The following is a 14,410-nucleotide window of genomic DNA, read 5'->3' as shown; positions in this document are numbered from 1 at the left end:
CTAGCGCCGCCCCTACACGGTGACGTTGAGTCCTGCCGTGTACCCTCCGGCGGCCGAACCGGCCATGGTGGCCAGCTGGTAGATCCCGCCGTCGTTGCCGAACACGTTGTCCGATTTGAGCGTGGTCCTCGGGAAGTTCCGGGCACTGGACTCGTAGCCGGCCGAGGCGTAGACGTCCCTGCAGGCGGCATCCGTGAGGGCGATCTGCGAGACGGCGAGGATCTTTCCGGCGGAGGTGGCGTTGCCCATGGATTCGAAGACTTCGAAGTGGATGTGCGGCCAGCGGCCACTGTAGGCGCCCGGGAAGATGGTGGTGAAGGTAACCTGCCCGTTCGCATCCGCTTCTTGGACGCCGCGGAGATAGTTCTCGTTCTTCAGCCCGGCGTCGTACATCGAGTACTTTCCGTCCTTGTCGCAGTGCCAGGCGTAGACGGCGGCGCCGGCCAGCGGGGCGCAGCCCTGGGCGTTGTCGAGCAGGGTGAGCGTGACGGTCAGCGGCACGCCGTCGGCCTTGGTGGAGGAGGTCCCGAAGCTGGCCGTGATGTCTTTGCGGACCACCCCGGAGGCGGCCAGGGCGTTGGGTCCGTTGGAGCCGTCGCCAGGGAACGGCCCGGCCGTTTCCTCTGGAATTTCAACGCCGCATTCGGCGATGGCGCGGGTCAGGGTGGGAGAGGCGGAGGCGGTGGCCGCCGCGCCGGAGGCCGCCGCCGTCGGACCCGCCGTCGTGGCGGCAGAGGTTGTGGCGGCGGACGGCGTGGCGCCGGAGGAGGAGCCGCCGGGGGTGCAGGCGGCGAGGGCCGCGGCGGTGCCTGCGCCGAGGAACATGCCCAGCGAGCGGCGGCTCATCAGCGTGCCGAGGTCGAATTCCAGGCCGCGGTCATGGTTGGGGTGCGGTGTGTGCGGGGGCGGGGTGTCCATGCCCCCATGCAACCGCGCCGGGCTGTGCCGTGGCTAGGGCGTCGCTGTGGCCGCCCTGTGGCCGCAGTGTGGCCGCAGACCATCGGACATGCCCTGCCGCGGCGTCCGCCGATGGACATATGGGCAATATGTCCATCCGCGGCCGCCGGCGTTGGGCATGTCCGGTGGTGGGGCGAGTCCGGGAGGGCTACAACGCCGACCCGACGCCGGCGGCGGCTTGCTCGCTGGGGGCCTCGGCCAGCTGGCCCTGGGGCTCCGCAGTGGCGGCGCCGTGCTTGCGGTAGCGCCACAGCCCGATTCCGACCACGACGGCGGCCAGGGCGAGGGAGAGCAGCAGCGATTCCCGGGTGGATTCGAGCACCACCATGCCCACCAGCAGCGCGACGATGCTGATGATCGCGACCCAGGTCAGGTACGGGAAGAGCCACATCTTCAGCTCCAGCTCCCGGGCGGTAGCGCCCATGCGGCGCCGCAGGATCAGCTGGGAAACGGAAATGACCAGCCAGACGAACAGGGCGATGGCCCCGGAGGTGTTGACCAGGAAGAGGAAGACGGTGTCCGGGGCAATGTAGTTCAGGCCAACGGTGATAAAGCCCACCACGGTGGAGGCGAGCACGGCGCCGGCCGGGACACCGCGCTTGGAGATCCGCATCCAGGACCGGGGCGCGTCTCCGCGGCGGGAGAGCGAGAACAGCATGCGGCTGGCGGTGTAGAGGCCCGAGTTGAGGCACGAGAGCACGGAGGTCAGCACCACGATGTCCATGATGGTTCCGGCGCCGGGGATGCCGAAGAGTTCGATGACGGCGACGTAGGGGCTCTTCGCCACGGAGGCCGAGTTCCACGGCAGCAGGGTCACCACGATGGCGATCGAGCCGATGTAGAACACCAGGATGCGCCAGACCGTGGACTTGACGGCCTTTTTGACGGCGTCGACCGGGTTCTCGGATTCGCCGGCGGCAATGGTGGCGATTTCGGCGCCGAAGAAGGAGAAGACGACCACCAGGATGCCGGCCAGCACGGCGCCGGGGCCGTTGGGCATAAAGCCGCCCTTGCCGGTCAGGTTGTCCAGGCCGGGGGCCGGGACGCCGGGGATCAGGCCGAGGATGGCGGCGGCGCCGAAGAGCAGGAACAGCACAATCGCGGCGACCTTGATGGAGGCGAACCAGAACTCGAACTCGCCGTAGGACTTCACCGACCCGAGGTTGGTCAGGGTCAGGAGCACCATGAGGATCAAGGCCCAGACCCACTGGTCGATGCCGGGGACCCAGCGGTGCATGATGGCCGCTCCCGCCGTGGCCTCGATGCCGAGCACGATGATCCAGAACCAGGCGTAGAGCCAGCCGATGCTGAAGCCGGCCCAGCGGCCCAGCGCCTTGTCGGCGTAGGTCGAGAACGAGCCGGTTTCCGGGTTCGCCGCCGCCATTTCGCCGAGCATCCGCATAACCAGGATGACCACGAGGCCTGCGGCCAGGTAGGCGACGAGGATGCCCGGGCCGGCCTGCTGGATGGCCGCGCCGGAGCCGACGAAGAGCCCGGCGCCGATCACGCCGGCAATGGCGATCATGGACAGATGCCGGGGTTTCAGGGATTTGGAGAGTTGCTGGTCAGCCTGCATGAAGCGCCGTCCTTCGTTGGTGGTGTCGGCCCGCGCTCCGTGCCCGGCGGAGCCGGGGCCGGATGTGCGGCGGACCACAATGTCGTTTCACCCTAGACGGCAAAAGAACGGCCATGTTCTGTGCAGGCCCACAGATTACGCCGCCTGTTTTGGGGCGAATCTCCAGTGGGAGGGCCCGAGTGGCAAAACCTGTTGCCTCACGGGCAATTCTGAAATGTGCCGGAAACCACTGTTCTGCCTACCCGTTTGGGGTCGGGGCAGGCCGCGGCCTGCCCCGACCGGGCTGGCCCGACTAGACGTCCCGCTTCTTGAGCAGGTATCCGGCCAGCAGCACCGGGATGAGCACCCAGGCGCCCAGCACCAGGGCCGCCTGCCAGGCTTCAAGGGTGTCCGGTAGGTGCTCGGCGGCGGTCATCGGGGCCAGCGTGTTGTCGGGGATGAACTTGCGCAGTTCCTTGACGAAGTCGCCTTGGATGATCTGCAGCGCGATCGGGAGCACAAAGAAGATGCCGACAAGGCTCATGATGCCGCCGGCCGAGTTGCGCAGCAAGGCGCCCAGGGCCAGCCCAATCGCGGCGACGGCGGCCACGTACGCGCTGCTGATCAGCAGGGTCCGGTAGTAGTGGCCGCTGGAGACGTCGAGGGTGTGGCCATACTGGTCGAAGATCGGTACCGCCACGAGGCCGGCGAGGTAGAGCGAGAGTGCGGTGACAAGGAACGCGGCAACGGTGACGACGAGGAGTTTGGCAATGAAGGCCGGGATCCGTTTCGGCACGGCCATAAACGTGGACCGGGCCATTCCGGTGGTGAACTCGGAACTGATGATCAGCACGGCCAGCGAGCCGAGGATCAGTTGGGCAAAGGAGATGCCCGCGCTGGGCGCCGCGGCGGCGATGTCGCCCTGGGCAGCCAGTGCGGCGGAGCGCCGCGGATCGGTGCCGGAGGCCTGCAGGGCCTGGCCGATTCCCCAGGCGGCAAGGGCGCCGACCCCCACAATGACGGCGATGGTGGCGCCCAGCAGGATCAGGGTGGACAGGAGGGTGCGGAATTTGATGAATTCGGAGTTGAGCACCCGGGCGAAGCTAGGGCCGGGGCCGGTGCTCAGGCCCTCGCCGGCCCGGTTGCCGGCCTGGTTGTTGGCTGCGCCGGAGTGCGCCCCGCGGCGGGACGGGGTGGGTTCGAGTGTGGTCGAGCTCATGGCTTAGTGGCCTCCGGCCTGGGCGCTGGCGCCCGTGGTGATCAGCGAGTGGTATTCGACCTCATCCTTGGTCAGCTCCATGTAGGCCTCCTCGAGGCTGGCCTGGAGCGGGGTGAGTTCGTAGATCATGACGTGGTTGTCGAGCGCGGTCCGGGCGATGCGGCGCGGCTCCAGTCCCTTGACCTCCAGGAGTTCGTTGTCCTGGGCCTCCACGGAGACGCCGGTTCCGGCCAGGAGGCGCACCAGCTGCTCCGGCTGGTCGGTGCGGACCCGGGTGCGGTTTTGGCCCGTGCCGTTGACGATCTCCTGGATCGGTGCGTCCGCGATGATCCTGCCGCGGCCGATCACAATCAGGTGGTCCGCGGTGACGGCCATTTCGCTCATCAAGTGGCTGGAGAGGAACACGGTGCGGCCTTCGGAGGCCAGGTATTTGACCAGGTTGCGGACCCAGACCACACCTTCCGGGTCAAGGCCGTTGACCGGCTCGTCGAGGATGACGGTCTGCGGGTCGCCGAGCAAAGCCGCGGCAATCCCCAGCCGCTGGCCCATGCCGAGCGAGAAGCCGCCGACTTTTTTCCTGGCCACCTCGGCCAGCCCGGTCATTTCGATGACCTCGTGTACCCGTTTTTTCGGAATGCTGTGTGTGGCGGCCATGGCCAGCAGGTGGTTGTACGCTGAGCGGCTGGTGTGGACCGCCTTGGCGTCCAGCAGCGCCCCGACGTCCCGCAGCGGCGCGCGGTGGCGGCTGAAGGGCACCCCGTTGACCGTGACGGAGCCCGACGTCGGCCGGTCCAGCCCCATGATCATGCGCATGGTGGTGGACTTGCCGGCGCCGTTGGGTCCCAGGAAGCCGGTGACCCGGCCGGCTTCGACGGTGAAATTGACGCCGGCGACGGCGGTTTTTTCGCCGTACACCTTCGTCAGGCCTCGTGCTTCGATCATGGAAGCGTTCCTTTACGTAGCGTGTGGTTGTGTACGCACCACGCTACCGAGGCCGGGCCGCGAATTCGCCGTTTTCAGGGATGATTCAGGGGCGAATCAGGGTCGGCCCCAAGGGACGGGCCGCGGTCAGCCGTCCGCCTGCGGGGTGTAGTAGACCAGCCCGCCGTGCTTGACCGAGAACTCCACGGCCCGGACCGCCGGCATAACCTCGCCGTCCACGGCCAGCACCATGGTCGAGTCGGCCGGTTCCACCCGGATCCGGCTGGCTTCGCGCAGGTGGGTGATCCGCGAAGTCGCCACCGTGCCGGTCAGCACGGCCCACAGCAGGCGCAGGCGGGCGAACGACTCGTCCGCGGTGATCATGCGCAGGTCCAGCACACCGTCGTCGAGCACCGGGCGGACGAGCGGCGCATGGTCGCGCGGGTAGTAACGGCCGCGGCCTACGTAGAGGATCCAGAGCTTGTGCCGCACGCCGTCCACCACCAGGGTGGTGGGGGTGCCTGCGGCGAAGGTCCGGAACATGGCGACAACGCCGGCCAGCGGTTTCCCCAAGGCCGGCTGGAGCTGCTCCCGCCGCCGCACGAGGTTGGGGTAGAGGCCGATGCTGGCGGTGTTCAGCATGGTGATCTCGAGTTTCTCGGGGTTCTCGGGCAGCCCCCGTTCCACCGCAACGTGGCCGATGTCGGCCCGCGCCGCCTCACCGTTGCTGGCGGCGTCGACGGCGATCTGCAGGGTGGGTGTGCCGGCGTCGCGGGCAAAGTGGTTCAAAGTGCCGCCGGGCAGCACCAGGAGCGGGATGGAGTGTTCGACGGCGGCCGCGGCCGCGGTGCCCACCGTCCCGTCTCCGCCCCACACACCGAGGGCAACGACGCCGGGCCGGGTCGCCACCGCCTCGATCTCGTCCGCGACGTCCTCGTCCGGACCGATCTCCTTTATATACGCCTTTGGGAATACTTCTTGCAGGGCGTCCACTGTTTCCTCGGCGTAAGAACCGCCCAAGGTGTTGACGGCGATGCCGAGCCCCTCGCCGTCGGGCAGCGCGGGGGCAGGCACGGGAGTGCGCTGGACCGCGGGGAACGGTGGCCGCACCGGCCACCACTTCCGCGTCACGAGCGCCGCTCCGGCCCCGATCGCGGAGCCGAAGAAGACATCGGAGGGCCAGTGCGCCCCGGTGTGGACGCGGGAGTACGCCACCCCGGCCGCGACCGGCGCCACGGCGGCGCCCAGCGCGGGCCGGACCAGCCCCACGCCAAGGGCGAAGGCCGCGGCCGAGGCGGAGTGCCCGGAGGGCATCGAGGAACTCGTCGGCTGCGGGTGGACGAAGCGGAAGACCGGCAGGTGTTCGGGCAGCGGGCGGGCCCGCGGCAGCAGGGTCTTGAACACCAGGTTGGTCACGGCGGAGGCCACACCCTGGGCCAGGACGCCGTGCAGGGCCGCCCGCCGGGTCCTGCCGGGAAAGAGTGCCATGACGGCGGCGATCCCGAACCAGAGCTTGCCGTTGTTGGCGGCGGCGGAGAGGCGCCGGAAAAAATCGTCGTGGCCCCCGCCGGGCAGGCCGGACACGGCCCGGACCAGCTTCCGGTCCAGCTTTTCGAACCGGCCCGGCGCTTTTCTCAGCATGCTTCGCATTTCCCCAGCCTACTGCGGAGCGCCGCTAGGATGAGGCGATGACCCGAGTGCTGGATCCCCGGCGTGTTCCCACGGGCCGCCTTCTCGCGGCCAGTACCGCGATGCTGACCGTCGCGGCGGTGCTGGGCGGGATGCTGCTCGCCGACGTCGCCAGGCCCCCGTTCCTGGGCCTCGACCACGCCTGGGCCGGGTTCATCACGGGCCTGCGCAGCCCGTTCTGGGACGGCATCAACGCGTTCCTGAATATCGCCGGTTACCGCGGCGTGCTGGTGCTGCATGGGCTGCTGGTGGTGGCCCTCCTGGCCCGGCGGCGTCCGCGGGCCGCCGTCTTCAGCGCTGCGGCCGGGGTGGCCGTGCTTGTGGCGACACAGTTGCTCAAAGCCGCCCTGCAGCGCGAACGGCCGCCCAACACGGTGGTCCTGACCGACACCGGCTCCTTCCCCTCGGGGCACGTGGCCACCACCGCGGCGTTTGTCCTGGTGCTGGCCCTGCTGATGGCGAAGGCCTGGGTCTGGCTGGCCGCCGGGGCGGGAACCGTGGCCATGATGATCAGCAGGACGTACCTGTCGGCGCACTGGCTGACGGACACGGTCGGCGCCCTGTGCCTCGCGGTGCCGCTGGTGCTGCTGCTCTGGCTCGGCTGGCAGGGGAGCTGCGTCAGTGAGAACACCGACGCCCGCCGGCTGCTCAGCTGGCGCGCAAGGGCCTCGCGGCGCCGGCGAGCAGCAGCGCCCCCAGAATCGGCGCCCCGATAGCGAGCAGCGCCAGCCGGATTCCGGTCAGGTCGCCGAGGTAGCCCAGCAGCGGCGGACCCGCCAGGAACGCGACATACCCGATCGTGGAGACCACCGACACCCGGGCCGCGGCGTGCTTCGGGTCGTCGGCGGCGGCGGACATCCCCATCGGGAACGCGAGGGCGGCGCCGACGCCCCACAACGCCGCGCCGGCGGTGGCCAGCCAGAGGTTGCCGGCCAGGACAAAGAGTCCCAGTCCGGCGGCTGCGGCGGCCATGCTGGCCCGCAGCACCGCCACCCGGCCGTACACGTCGATCGCCCGTCCGCCGAAGAAGCGCATGGCCGTCATCGCCAGCACAAAGACCGCGAACAGCAGGGCGCCGGCGGACTGTTCGGCGCCCAGGCCGTCCACGGCGGCCTTGGCGATCCAGTCGTTGCCGGCACCCTCGGTCAGGGTGGCTCCGAGGACGACGGCGCCGATCAGCAGCGTCCGGCCGTCGCGCCAGGCCGACACGGCGCGGGGAGGCTTGGCGGCGCCCTCGGCCGGAACCGCCGCCGGAACGTGTGGCAGGAAGTAGCGCGGCGCCATCAACGCGGCGGCGGCCACAATGACGGCGATGACCAGCAGGTGCGCCGCGAGCCCCACGCCCAGCGTGGAGAGCCCCGCGCCTACCAGTGCGCCCACAAAGGCGCCGCCGCTGAACGCGGCGTGGAACTGAGGCATGATGGTCCGGCCCAGCCGGTGTTCGACGTCGGCGCCTTCAATGTTCTGCGAGACGTCCCAGAGGCCGATGCCAATGCCAAAGAAGAAGAGTGACACCGCGGTTCCGGCAATGGAACCGGCGTTGAGGGACAGCGCGATGCCGACGCCCGCGGCCGCTGCCAGGATGCCGGCCGCGCGGACCGTGTTGGCGGTGCCGATCCGGCCCACCACCGCGCCGGCCGTCGGCAGGGCGATCAGCGAGCCCACCGCGACGCACAGCAGCAGGGTGCCCATCTGTCCCGAACTGATCTGTAGGATCTCGGTCACCGCGGGGATCCGGGCGGCCCAGCTGGCGAAGACCAGTCCGTTGATGCCAAAGACCAGGAAGGTCGCCGCGGCGGCGGCCTTCAGCGAGGCGGCGGTCGTGGTGCCTGTCATACGATCACTGCTTCCACTGGGTCTGCCGTCTCAGCGGGCGCGCTCGACGCGCTTCTCGTCCCAGACCGGCTCGGCGGATTCGTAGACATTGCCGTCGGAGCCAAAGACCAGGAAGCGGTCGAAGGTGCGGGCGAACCAGCGGTCGTGGGTGACGGCCAGGACCGTTCCCTCGAAGTGGTCGATGGCCCGCTCCAGCGCCTCGGCCGAGTGCAGGTCCAGGTTGTCCGTTGGCTCGTCGAGCAGCAGCAGGGTGGCGCCGGAGAGCTGCAGCAGCAGGATCTGGAACCGGGCCTGCTGGCCGCCGGAGAGGGATTCGTACTTCTGCTCCGACTGGGAGGCCAGGCCGTAGCCGTCCAGGGCTCCGGCGGCCGCCTCGCGGCCGAGCCCGGAGCGGTGTTCGTCGCCGCGGTGCAGGATCTCCAGCAGGGTCTTGCCCAGCAGGTCGGGCCGGACGTGCGTCTGGGCGAAGAAGCCGGGCCGGATCCGGGCGCCAAGTTTCACCGTGCCCTCGTGCGGGACCTCGGCGATTTCGACGTCGGACACCGGCAGGTGCTCGCGTTCCGGGTCCGTGCCGCCAGTCGCGAGCAGGCGCAGGAAGTGGCTCTTGCCGGAACCGTTGGAGCCGAGCACACCCACGCGGTCGCCGAACCACACTTCGGTGGAGAAGGGCTTCATCAGCCCGGTGAGCTCCAGCTTCTCCGCCACGATGGCGCGCTTGGCGGTGCGGCCGCCCTTGAGCCGCATGGTGACGTTCTGCTCGATCGGCAACGCCTCCGGCGGCCCGGCTTCGAGGAATTTCGCCAGCCGGGTCTGCGCGGCGTGGTACCGGTTGGCCATGTCGGAGCGGAACGCGGCCTTGTTTTTGTACATGTTGACGAGTTCCTTGAGCTTCACGTGCTCCTCGTCCCAGCGCTTGCGGAGCTCCTCGAAGCGGGCGTTGCGGTCCGCGCGGGCGTCCACGTAGGAACCGAAGCCGCCGCCGTGGATCCACGCGCCGGCGCCGTTGATGCCCGGTTCCAGCGTCACGATGCGGCCCGCGGCGTTGTTCAGCAGCTCGCGGTCGTGGCTGATGAAGAACACGGTCTTCTTGGACTCGTTGAGTTTCGCCTCGAGCCAGCGCTTGCCGGGGACGTCGAGGTAGTTGTCCGGCTCGTCCAGGAGCAGCAGTTCGTCCGGGCCGGCGAACAGCGCCTCGAGCACCAGCCGCTTCTGCTCACCGCCGGAGAGGCTCGACGCCGGCCGGTGCTGGGCGCGGTCGAAGGGTAGGCCGAGCGCGGCCATGCAGACCTCGTCCCAGACGGTTTCGACGTCGTACCCGCCGGCGTCGCCCCAGTCCACGATTGCCTGAGCGTAGGCCATCTGGGTGGGTTCGTCTTCGTGCTCCACCATGGCCAGTTCCGCCTCGTCGACAGCGCGCGCGGCGGCCGCCAGCGCGGGCGGCGCCGCGGAGACCAGCAGGTCGCGCACGGTGGAGTCGTCGCGGACCTGGCCGACGAATTGGCGCATGATGCCCATGTTCCCGGAGCGGCCGATCACGCCTTCGTCCGGGACGAGGTCCCCGGCGATGATCCGGAAGAGCGTGGTTTTGCCCGTCCCGTTGGGCCCGATCAGCGCCGTTTTGGTGCCGTCCGGGACCTTGAACGTCACCCCGTTGAGCAGTTGGGTGCCGTCGGAGAGGAAGTAGTCGATGCCGGAAACGTCAATATGAGCCACACAGCAATCCTCCCACGGCGGCTGCGGGGGCACCTCAACCGGAGGCGGACGCGTGCCTCAGCCGGCGGCGGGGGTCGGTGGCTAGCTCATCACCAGGAGATCCGGCCGACGTGCTGCCCATGGTCGAACGGCTTCTACGGCGGCACCAACAGCGAAGACCATCGCGTCATCGAACGGATGGCCCACGATCTGGACCCCTGTGGGGATGCCGCAGTCGGCCATTCCGCTCGGCACCGCCAGGACGGGGCAGCGGTTGGCTATGTTGAACGGTGCCGTCATGTGGCCCTGCCAGTAGTGGTTGAGTCGCACGCCGCCCTCTGCGTCGATCCCATCAAGGTACATCCCATCTGCGTCTAGGGCAGAGACGGCGGAGACCGGGCAGATCAGGGCATCGAAGCCTGCCATCGCCGCGCCAAGCTCGGCTTGGAGGCGGGTTTCCGCCCGGGTCCCGTCGATGAAGCGGTTCTCCCCGGCCGCCTTGCGCGCGTCGGCCATGAAGCGCCGGGTGTAGGCGGCTAGCAGGTCGGGTGAATCCGCGGTCTCGTCTTCCATCGCCGGACCTAGTAGGTAGCCGAAATGCGTGAATATCGTCCTGCTGATGTCCTCGGTTGTCCAGGGCAGTTCGATCTCCTCCACCACGGCGCCCGCGTCGCTGAGCGCGGACGCCACGGCACGCGTGTTGGCCTCCACGTCCGCTGCCACCGGGTAGTTCCCCAGCCGGATGCACAGCGCGATCCGCAGTCCGTCCACCGAGGCGGCGCCGCCGGCGGGGATGGAAAGTGCCAGGCCGCCGTCGAGCGACGTGTGGTCCCCGGGGTGCCGGCCGGCCATCACGTTGGCCAGGAGCGCCGCATCCGCGACGGTCCGTGCCATCGGGCCGTCACCGCGGTAGTGGTCCGCGGAGAGCGGCGCCAGCCCGGGGATCCGGCCGTACGGCGCCTTGTAGCCGACAGTCCCTGTGAAGGCCGCCGGGAGCCTGGTTGAGCCGGCGATGTCGGAGGCCGTGGCGAGCGGGGCGAGGCCGGCGGCCAGCGCCGCGCCGGAGCCGCCCGAGGATCCCCCGGGAGAGTACTGCGGATTCCAGGGGTTACGGGTGACACCCCACAACGGGCTGTGGGTGACCGTGGCGCAGCTGTATTCCGGCGTCGTGGTGCGCGCATGAATGATTCCGCCGGCGCGCCGGATTCGGTCGATGACGGGATGGTCGGCCGCCGCACACTCTGCCTTGCGGGCGAGGAGCCCTTGCGAGAGGGTGCGCCCCTTCAGCCCGTGTTTCTCCTTGGCGGCTACCGGCAGCCCGAGCAGCGGTGTCAGGTTCCGGCCGCGGGCATAGCCGGCTGCTGCCTGGCGGGCGGCAGGGAGGGCTTCCTCGAACAGGGTTTCCGTCAGGGCATTTATGCCTGCATTCACGGCCTCCGTCCTGGCTGCGACGGCTTCCAGCAGTTCCACGGGGGACAACTCCCTGGTCCGGAAGAGCCGTAGTGCCGTGGTGGCATCAAGATAGTGCAGGTCGGTCATGCGACGCCCGCCGCCGGCCGGGAAACGGCTTCGGCGAGGGCGCCGCCGATGAGCTGGCGGGCGACTCCGGTGAGCATGTCCACTCCGGTCACCATGTCGGCGTCGGTGGTGAATTCCCGTTCGCAGTGCGATACGCCGTCCACGCTGGGGATAAAGAGCATCACGGACGGCGCCAGGGTGTTCATGGCGACAGAATCGTGGCCGGCCATGGTCTGGATACGCCGCGAGGAGAGGCCTAGATCGGCGGCCACCTTGTCCGCGAGTTCCAGGCCCGCTTCGGGGAAGCGGCGGATGGGGCGGATGTCGAAGTCCTTGACGTTGACCTTGATGTCGTGCGCGCGGGCGAGCACGTCGATGTCCGCGATGAGCTTGGCCCGGGCGGCCTTGACGATGTCGGGGTCGCCCGAGCGGAGGTCCGCCACGAGATGCACCCGGCGCGCCACCACAATAGGAGAATTGGGTTCAAGGGTCAGCTGTCCCACAGACGAGACGAGGGCCTCGTCGGCGAAATCCTGCGTGACGTCGTGGACCATCAGGATGATCTTCGACGCCGCGACCAGAGCGTCGTGCCGGTCGGCCATGGCCGTCGCTCCCGTGTGCGACTGTTCGCCCAGCACCTCGATGTCGAGTTTCTGGGTGTACCAGCTGCTGTCGACCAGGCCGATCGTGATGCCCTCGCGCTCAAGGATCCGGCCCTGCTCGATGTGGATCTCCGCGTAGCTGGCGACTTCGGGCCCCTCGGATGTGCCGAGATACCCGATACCGTCCAGGGCCTCGCGGACGGTGATGCCCTGCAGGTCGGCAACGTCCAGCATCCGTTCCCTCGGCAGCAGTCCGGCGAAGACCGAGCTGCCCATGATGCTCGGGGCGAAGCGGCCGCCTTCCTCGTTGAACCAGTTCACGACAGCCAGATTGAACCGAGGCGCCGCGCCGCCGTCGGCGATCTCGGCGTCGAGCCGCCGGGCGGCATGCATGGCGGCGACGACACCATATGCTCCGTCGAAGCGTCCGCCGAGCGGCTGGCTGTCGAGATGCGAACCGATGAGCACGTACGGCGCCCCCGGTGTCCACTCCAGCAGCCCGAACATGTTGCCGATTCCGTCCACCCGGAGTTCCCATCCGGCGTCGCGCACCCAACCGGCGAACCAGTCGCGTGTCTGCGCGTCCTCTGCCGTGGCCGCCTGGCGGTCGACACCGTTGTTGGAGGTGGCACCGATGGTGGCCACGTGGTGGAAATCTTGGAGGAAAGCTGCTGAGTTCATGGGAAATCCTTTGTGTGTAGCGGTGGCGGGAAGCAGGAGGGGGTTTAGCCCATACGCCCGCGCGTCTCGGGAACCTTGGTGAACAGCACCAGGAGGAGGACGACGAGGGCGGCGGCCGCCATGTAGAAGCCGGGGGCGTGGGGCACACCGGTGCCGCCGACGAGGGCGGTACCGATGAATGGCGCTGTGCCCCCAAAGAGTGCGTAGGCCCCGTTGTAGCTGATCGCCGCAGACGTGAAGCGTGTGCGCGTCGTGAAGATTTCAACGAAGAAGGTATAGCAACCGCCGCCATAGATGCAGAGCGCGACGACGAAGAGCGCCTGACCCAGCAGCGCGAGGGGCAGGCTGCCGCTCGTCACGAGCATGAAGCTCGGGACCGAGAACAAGGCCAGCGCGGCCGAACCTGCAAGAAGCATCGGTTTGCGGCCAAAGCGGTCACTGAGCCGGCCGCCGACGGGAAGCAGGACGGCGTAGAGGGCCAGGGCCGCGGCATTGGCCAGGAGCGATTGCTCGCGGCTCAGGTGACCGGTGGTCTGGACGTAGGACACAAAGTACGCCGAGAGGAAGTAGAAGCCCATCGCCGTCAGACCCATAACAAAGATGACCTGGACCATGCGGAGCCTGTTTTCACGGAAGGCCTCCCGGACCGGGCTGAATTCCTTGGTCTGGGCAGCTTTTGCCTCGTTGAACGCGTCGCTCTCCACGGTACGGCTGCGGATCCAGACGCCGAAGAGTGCCAGTGGCAGTGCCAGCAGGAACGGCAGGCGCCAGCCCCACGCCATGAAGGCTTCGTTCGGCATCGACTGGCTGAGGATGAGGATCATCGAACCGGCAAAGACGGAGGGTAGCGCGGTGGCGGCGATGGTGATATTGAGCCAGAACCCTCGGCTCTTTACGGGGGCGTGCTCGAAGACAAAAGACGGTGCCCCCACGGATTCCCCGCCGGCGGAGAAGCCTTGGATCAGACGGCAGAGGACCAGCAGGACAGGTGCCCAGGCGCCGATCTGGCCGTACGTCGGGAGCAGCCCCATGAGTGCGGTTGCCCCGCCGATGGCGATGAGCGTGATGGTCAGGACCCGGCGCCGGCCGATTCGGTCGCCCAGGGCTCCGAAGAACAACCCCCCGATGGGGCGGACCACGAACGCGACGCCGAACGTGGCGAAGGTTGCCAGCATGGCCGCGACGGGGTTGCTGCCCGGGAAGAAGAGCTGCGAGAAGATGACGGCGGTTAGTCCGTAGAGCGTGAAGTCGTAGAACTCGATGAACTGGCCAATGCTGCCTCCGGCCAGAACCCTCTTCTGCATTTTGGTGATGGGCGGGATTCCGGGGGCGGTCCCCTGGCGCTCGGTCGTTGTGGGGGTCCCGGAGACGGGAGACTGGTCCGTGATGTCGTTGATTGTCATGACTGCCACGCTAGAGTCGCCGTGTTTCCGGAGTCCTGTGGCGTGTTACGGCCACGGGAAATGAAATCTGACATTGTTGCCGCCGTATTGCCGGCATGCCCCAGCATGGACATGCTTCGGACACGTGGGGCGTGAATCGGAACCATTGAATCTCCTTTGATCAACATGGCTTTCGTGCTGACGAATTCGGCCGGGGGCCGTCGCTGCGGGGATTTTCTCTTCGGAGAGTCTCCGTCATCCCCGCACTGCAGCAACTGTGTGTGATCCGCTTCACATCTGTCCAATTGATAGTTTTGGGCAGCCCAATCGATTTTGCCGATGCCAACTCCGCTGCCCA

11 protein-coding genes are annotated in these 14,410 nt (G+C 68.4%); 1 reads left to right on the top strand and 10 read right to left on the bottom strand.

Features of this window, described 5'->3' with window-relative positions:
* Positions 1-12: 12 nt before the first annotated feature.
* The 5 genes from E7Y32_RS05525 to E7Y32_RS05505 all read right to left on the bottom strand — a co-directional run bounded on the left by E7Y32_RS05525 (position 13) and on the right by E7Y32_RS05505 (position 6,302).
* Positions 13-918: an intradiol ring-cleavage dioxygenase gene (locus tag E7Y32_RS05525; RefSeq protein ID WP_146336248.1), complete on the bottom strand. Its 906-nt coding sequence runs from the start codon at positions 916-918 to the stop codon at positions 13-15.
* 187 nt (positions 919-1,105) lie between these two features.
* Complete coding sequence (locus E7Y32_RS05520) at positions 1,106-2,533, bottom strand: amino acid permease (RefSeq protein WP_261382546.1); 1,428 nt, start codon at positions 2,531-2,533, stop codon at positions 1,106-1,108.
* Between the two features lie 292 nt (positions 2,534-2,825).
* The gene (locus tag E7Y32_RS05515; protein ID WP_186467050.1) at positions 2,826-3,731 is read right to left on the bottom strand and encodes an ABC transporter permease subunit; all 906 of its coding nucleotides are present in this window, start codon (positions 3,729-3,731) and stop codon (positions 2,826-2,828) included.
* 3 nt (positions 3,732-3,734) lie between these two features.
* Positions 3,735-4,673, bottom strand: coding sequence for an ABC transporter ATP-binding protein (locus tag E7Y32_RS05510; RefSeq protein ID WP_146336247.1), 939 nt, complete (start codon positions 4,671-4,673; stop codon positions 3,735-3,737).
* 126 nt (positions 4,674-4,799) lie between these two features.
* Positions 4,800-6,302 (bottom strand): bifunctional phosphatase PAP2/diacylglycerol kinase family protein, encoded by a 1,503-nt coding sequence (locus E7Y32_RS05505; RefSeq protein ID WP_146336246.1) that lies wholly within the window; start codon positions 6,300-6,302, stop codon positions 4,800-4,802.
* Between the two features lie 38 nt (positions 6,303-6,340).
* On the opposite strand from E7Y32_RS05505, the gene E7Y32_RS05500 reads away from it, so the two are divergent.
* Positions 6,341-7,057 (top strand): phosphatase PAP2 family protein, encoded by a 717-nt coding sequence (locus E7Y32_RS05500; RefSeq protein ID WP_146336245.1) that lies wholly within the window; start codon positions 6,341-6,343, stop codon positions 7,055-7,057.
* Here E7Y32_RS05500 and E7Y32_RS05495 read toward each other — a convergent pair.
* The 5 genes from E7Y32_RS05495 to E7Y32_RS05475 all read right to left on the bottom strand — a co-directional run bounded on the left by E7Y32_RS05495 (position 6,990) and on the right by E7Y32_RS05475 (position 13,974).
* The gene (locus E7Y32_RS05495; protein ID WP_146336244.1) at positions 6,990-8,177 is read right to left on the bottom strand and encodes an MFS transporter; all 1,188 of its coding nucleotides are present in this window, start codon (positions 8,175-8,177) and stop codon (positions 6,990-6,992) included. The genes E7Y32_RS05500 and E7Y32_RS05495 overlap by 68 nt on opposite strands.
* A gap of 30 nt (positions 8,178-8,207) precedes the next feature.
* A complete protein-coding gene (locus tag E7Y32_RS05490) occupies positions 8,208-9,890 on the bottom strand; it encodes an ABC-F family ATP-binding cassette domain-containing protein (protein ID WP_146336243.1) in 1,683 nt (560 codons plus the stop codon).
* Positions 9,891-9,971: 81 nt separating this feature from the next.
* The gene (locus tag E7Y32_RS05485; protein ID WP_146336242.1) at positions 9,972-11,408 is read right to left on the bottom strand and encodes an amidase; all 1,437 of its coding nucleotides are present in this window, start codon (positions 11,406-11,408) and stop codon (positions 9,972-9,974) included.
* The gene (locus E7Y32_RS05480) at positions 11,405-12,670 is read right to left on the bottom strand and encodes a M20 family metallo-hydrolase (RefSeq protein WP_146336241.1); all 1,266 of its coding nucleotides are present in this window, start codon (positions 12,668-12,670) and stop codon (positions 11,405-11,407) included. Before E7Y32_RS05480 ends, E7Y32_RS05485 begins: the two co-directional genes overlap by 4 nt.
* Positions 12,671-12,714: 44 nt before the next feature.
* Entirely contained in the window at positions 12,715-13,974 is a 1,260-nt protein-coding gene (locus E7Y32_RS05475) for an MFS transporter (protein ID WP_395940449.1), read from the bottom strand.
* Between the last annotated feature and the right edge of the window lie 436 nt (positions 13,975-14,410).

This window comes from Arthrobacter sp. UKPF54-2, assembly GCF_007858535.1.
In the GTDB taxonomy this organism is placed as follows: Bacteria; Actinomycetota; Actinomycetes; order Actinomycetales; family Micrococcaceae; genus Arthrobacter.
Note: the sequence above shows the minus strand (reverse complement) of the source record. Positions and strands in the feature narration are given on the sequence as shown.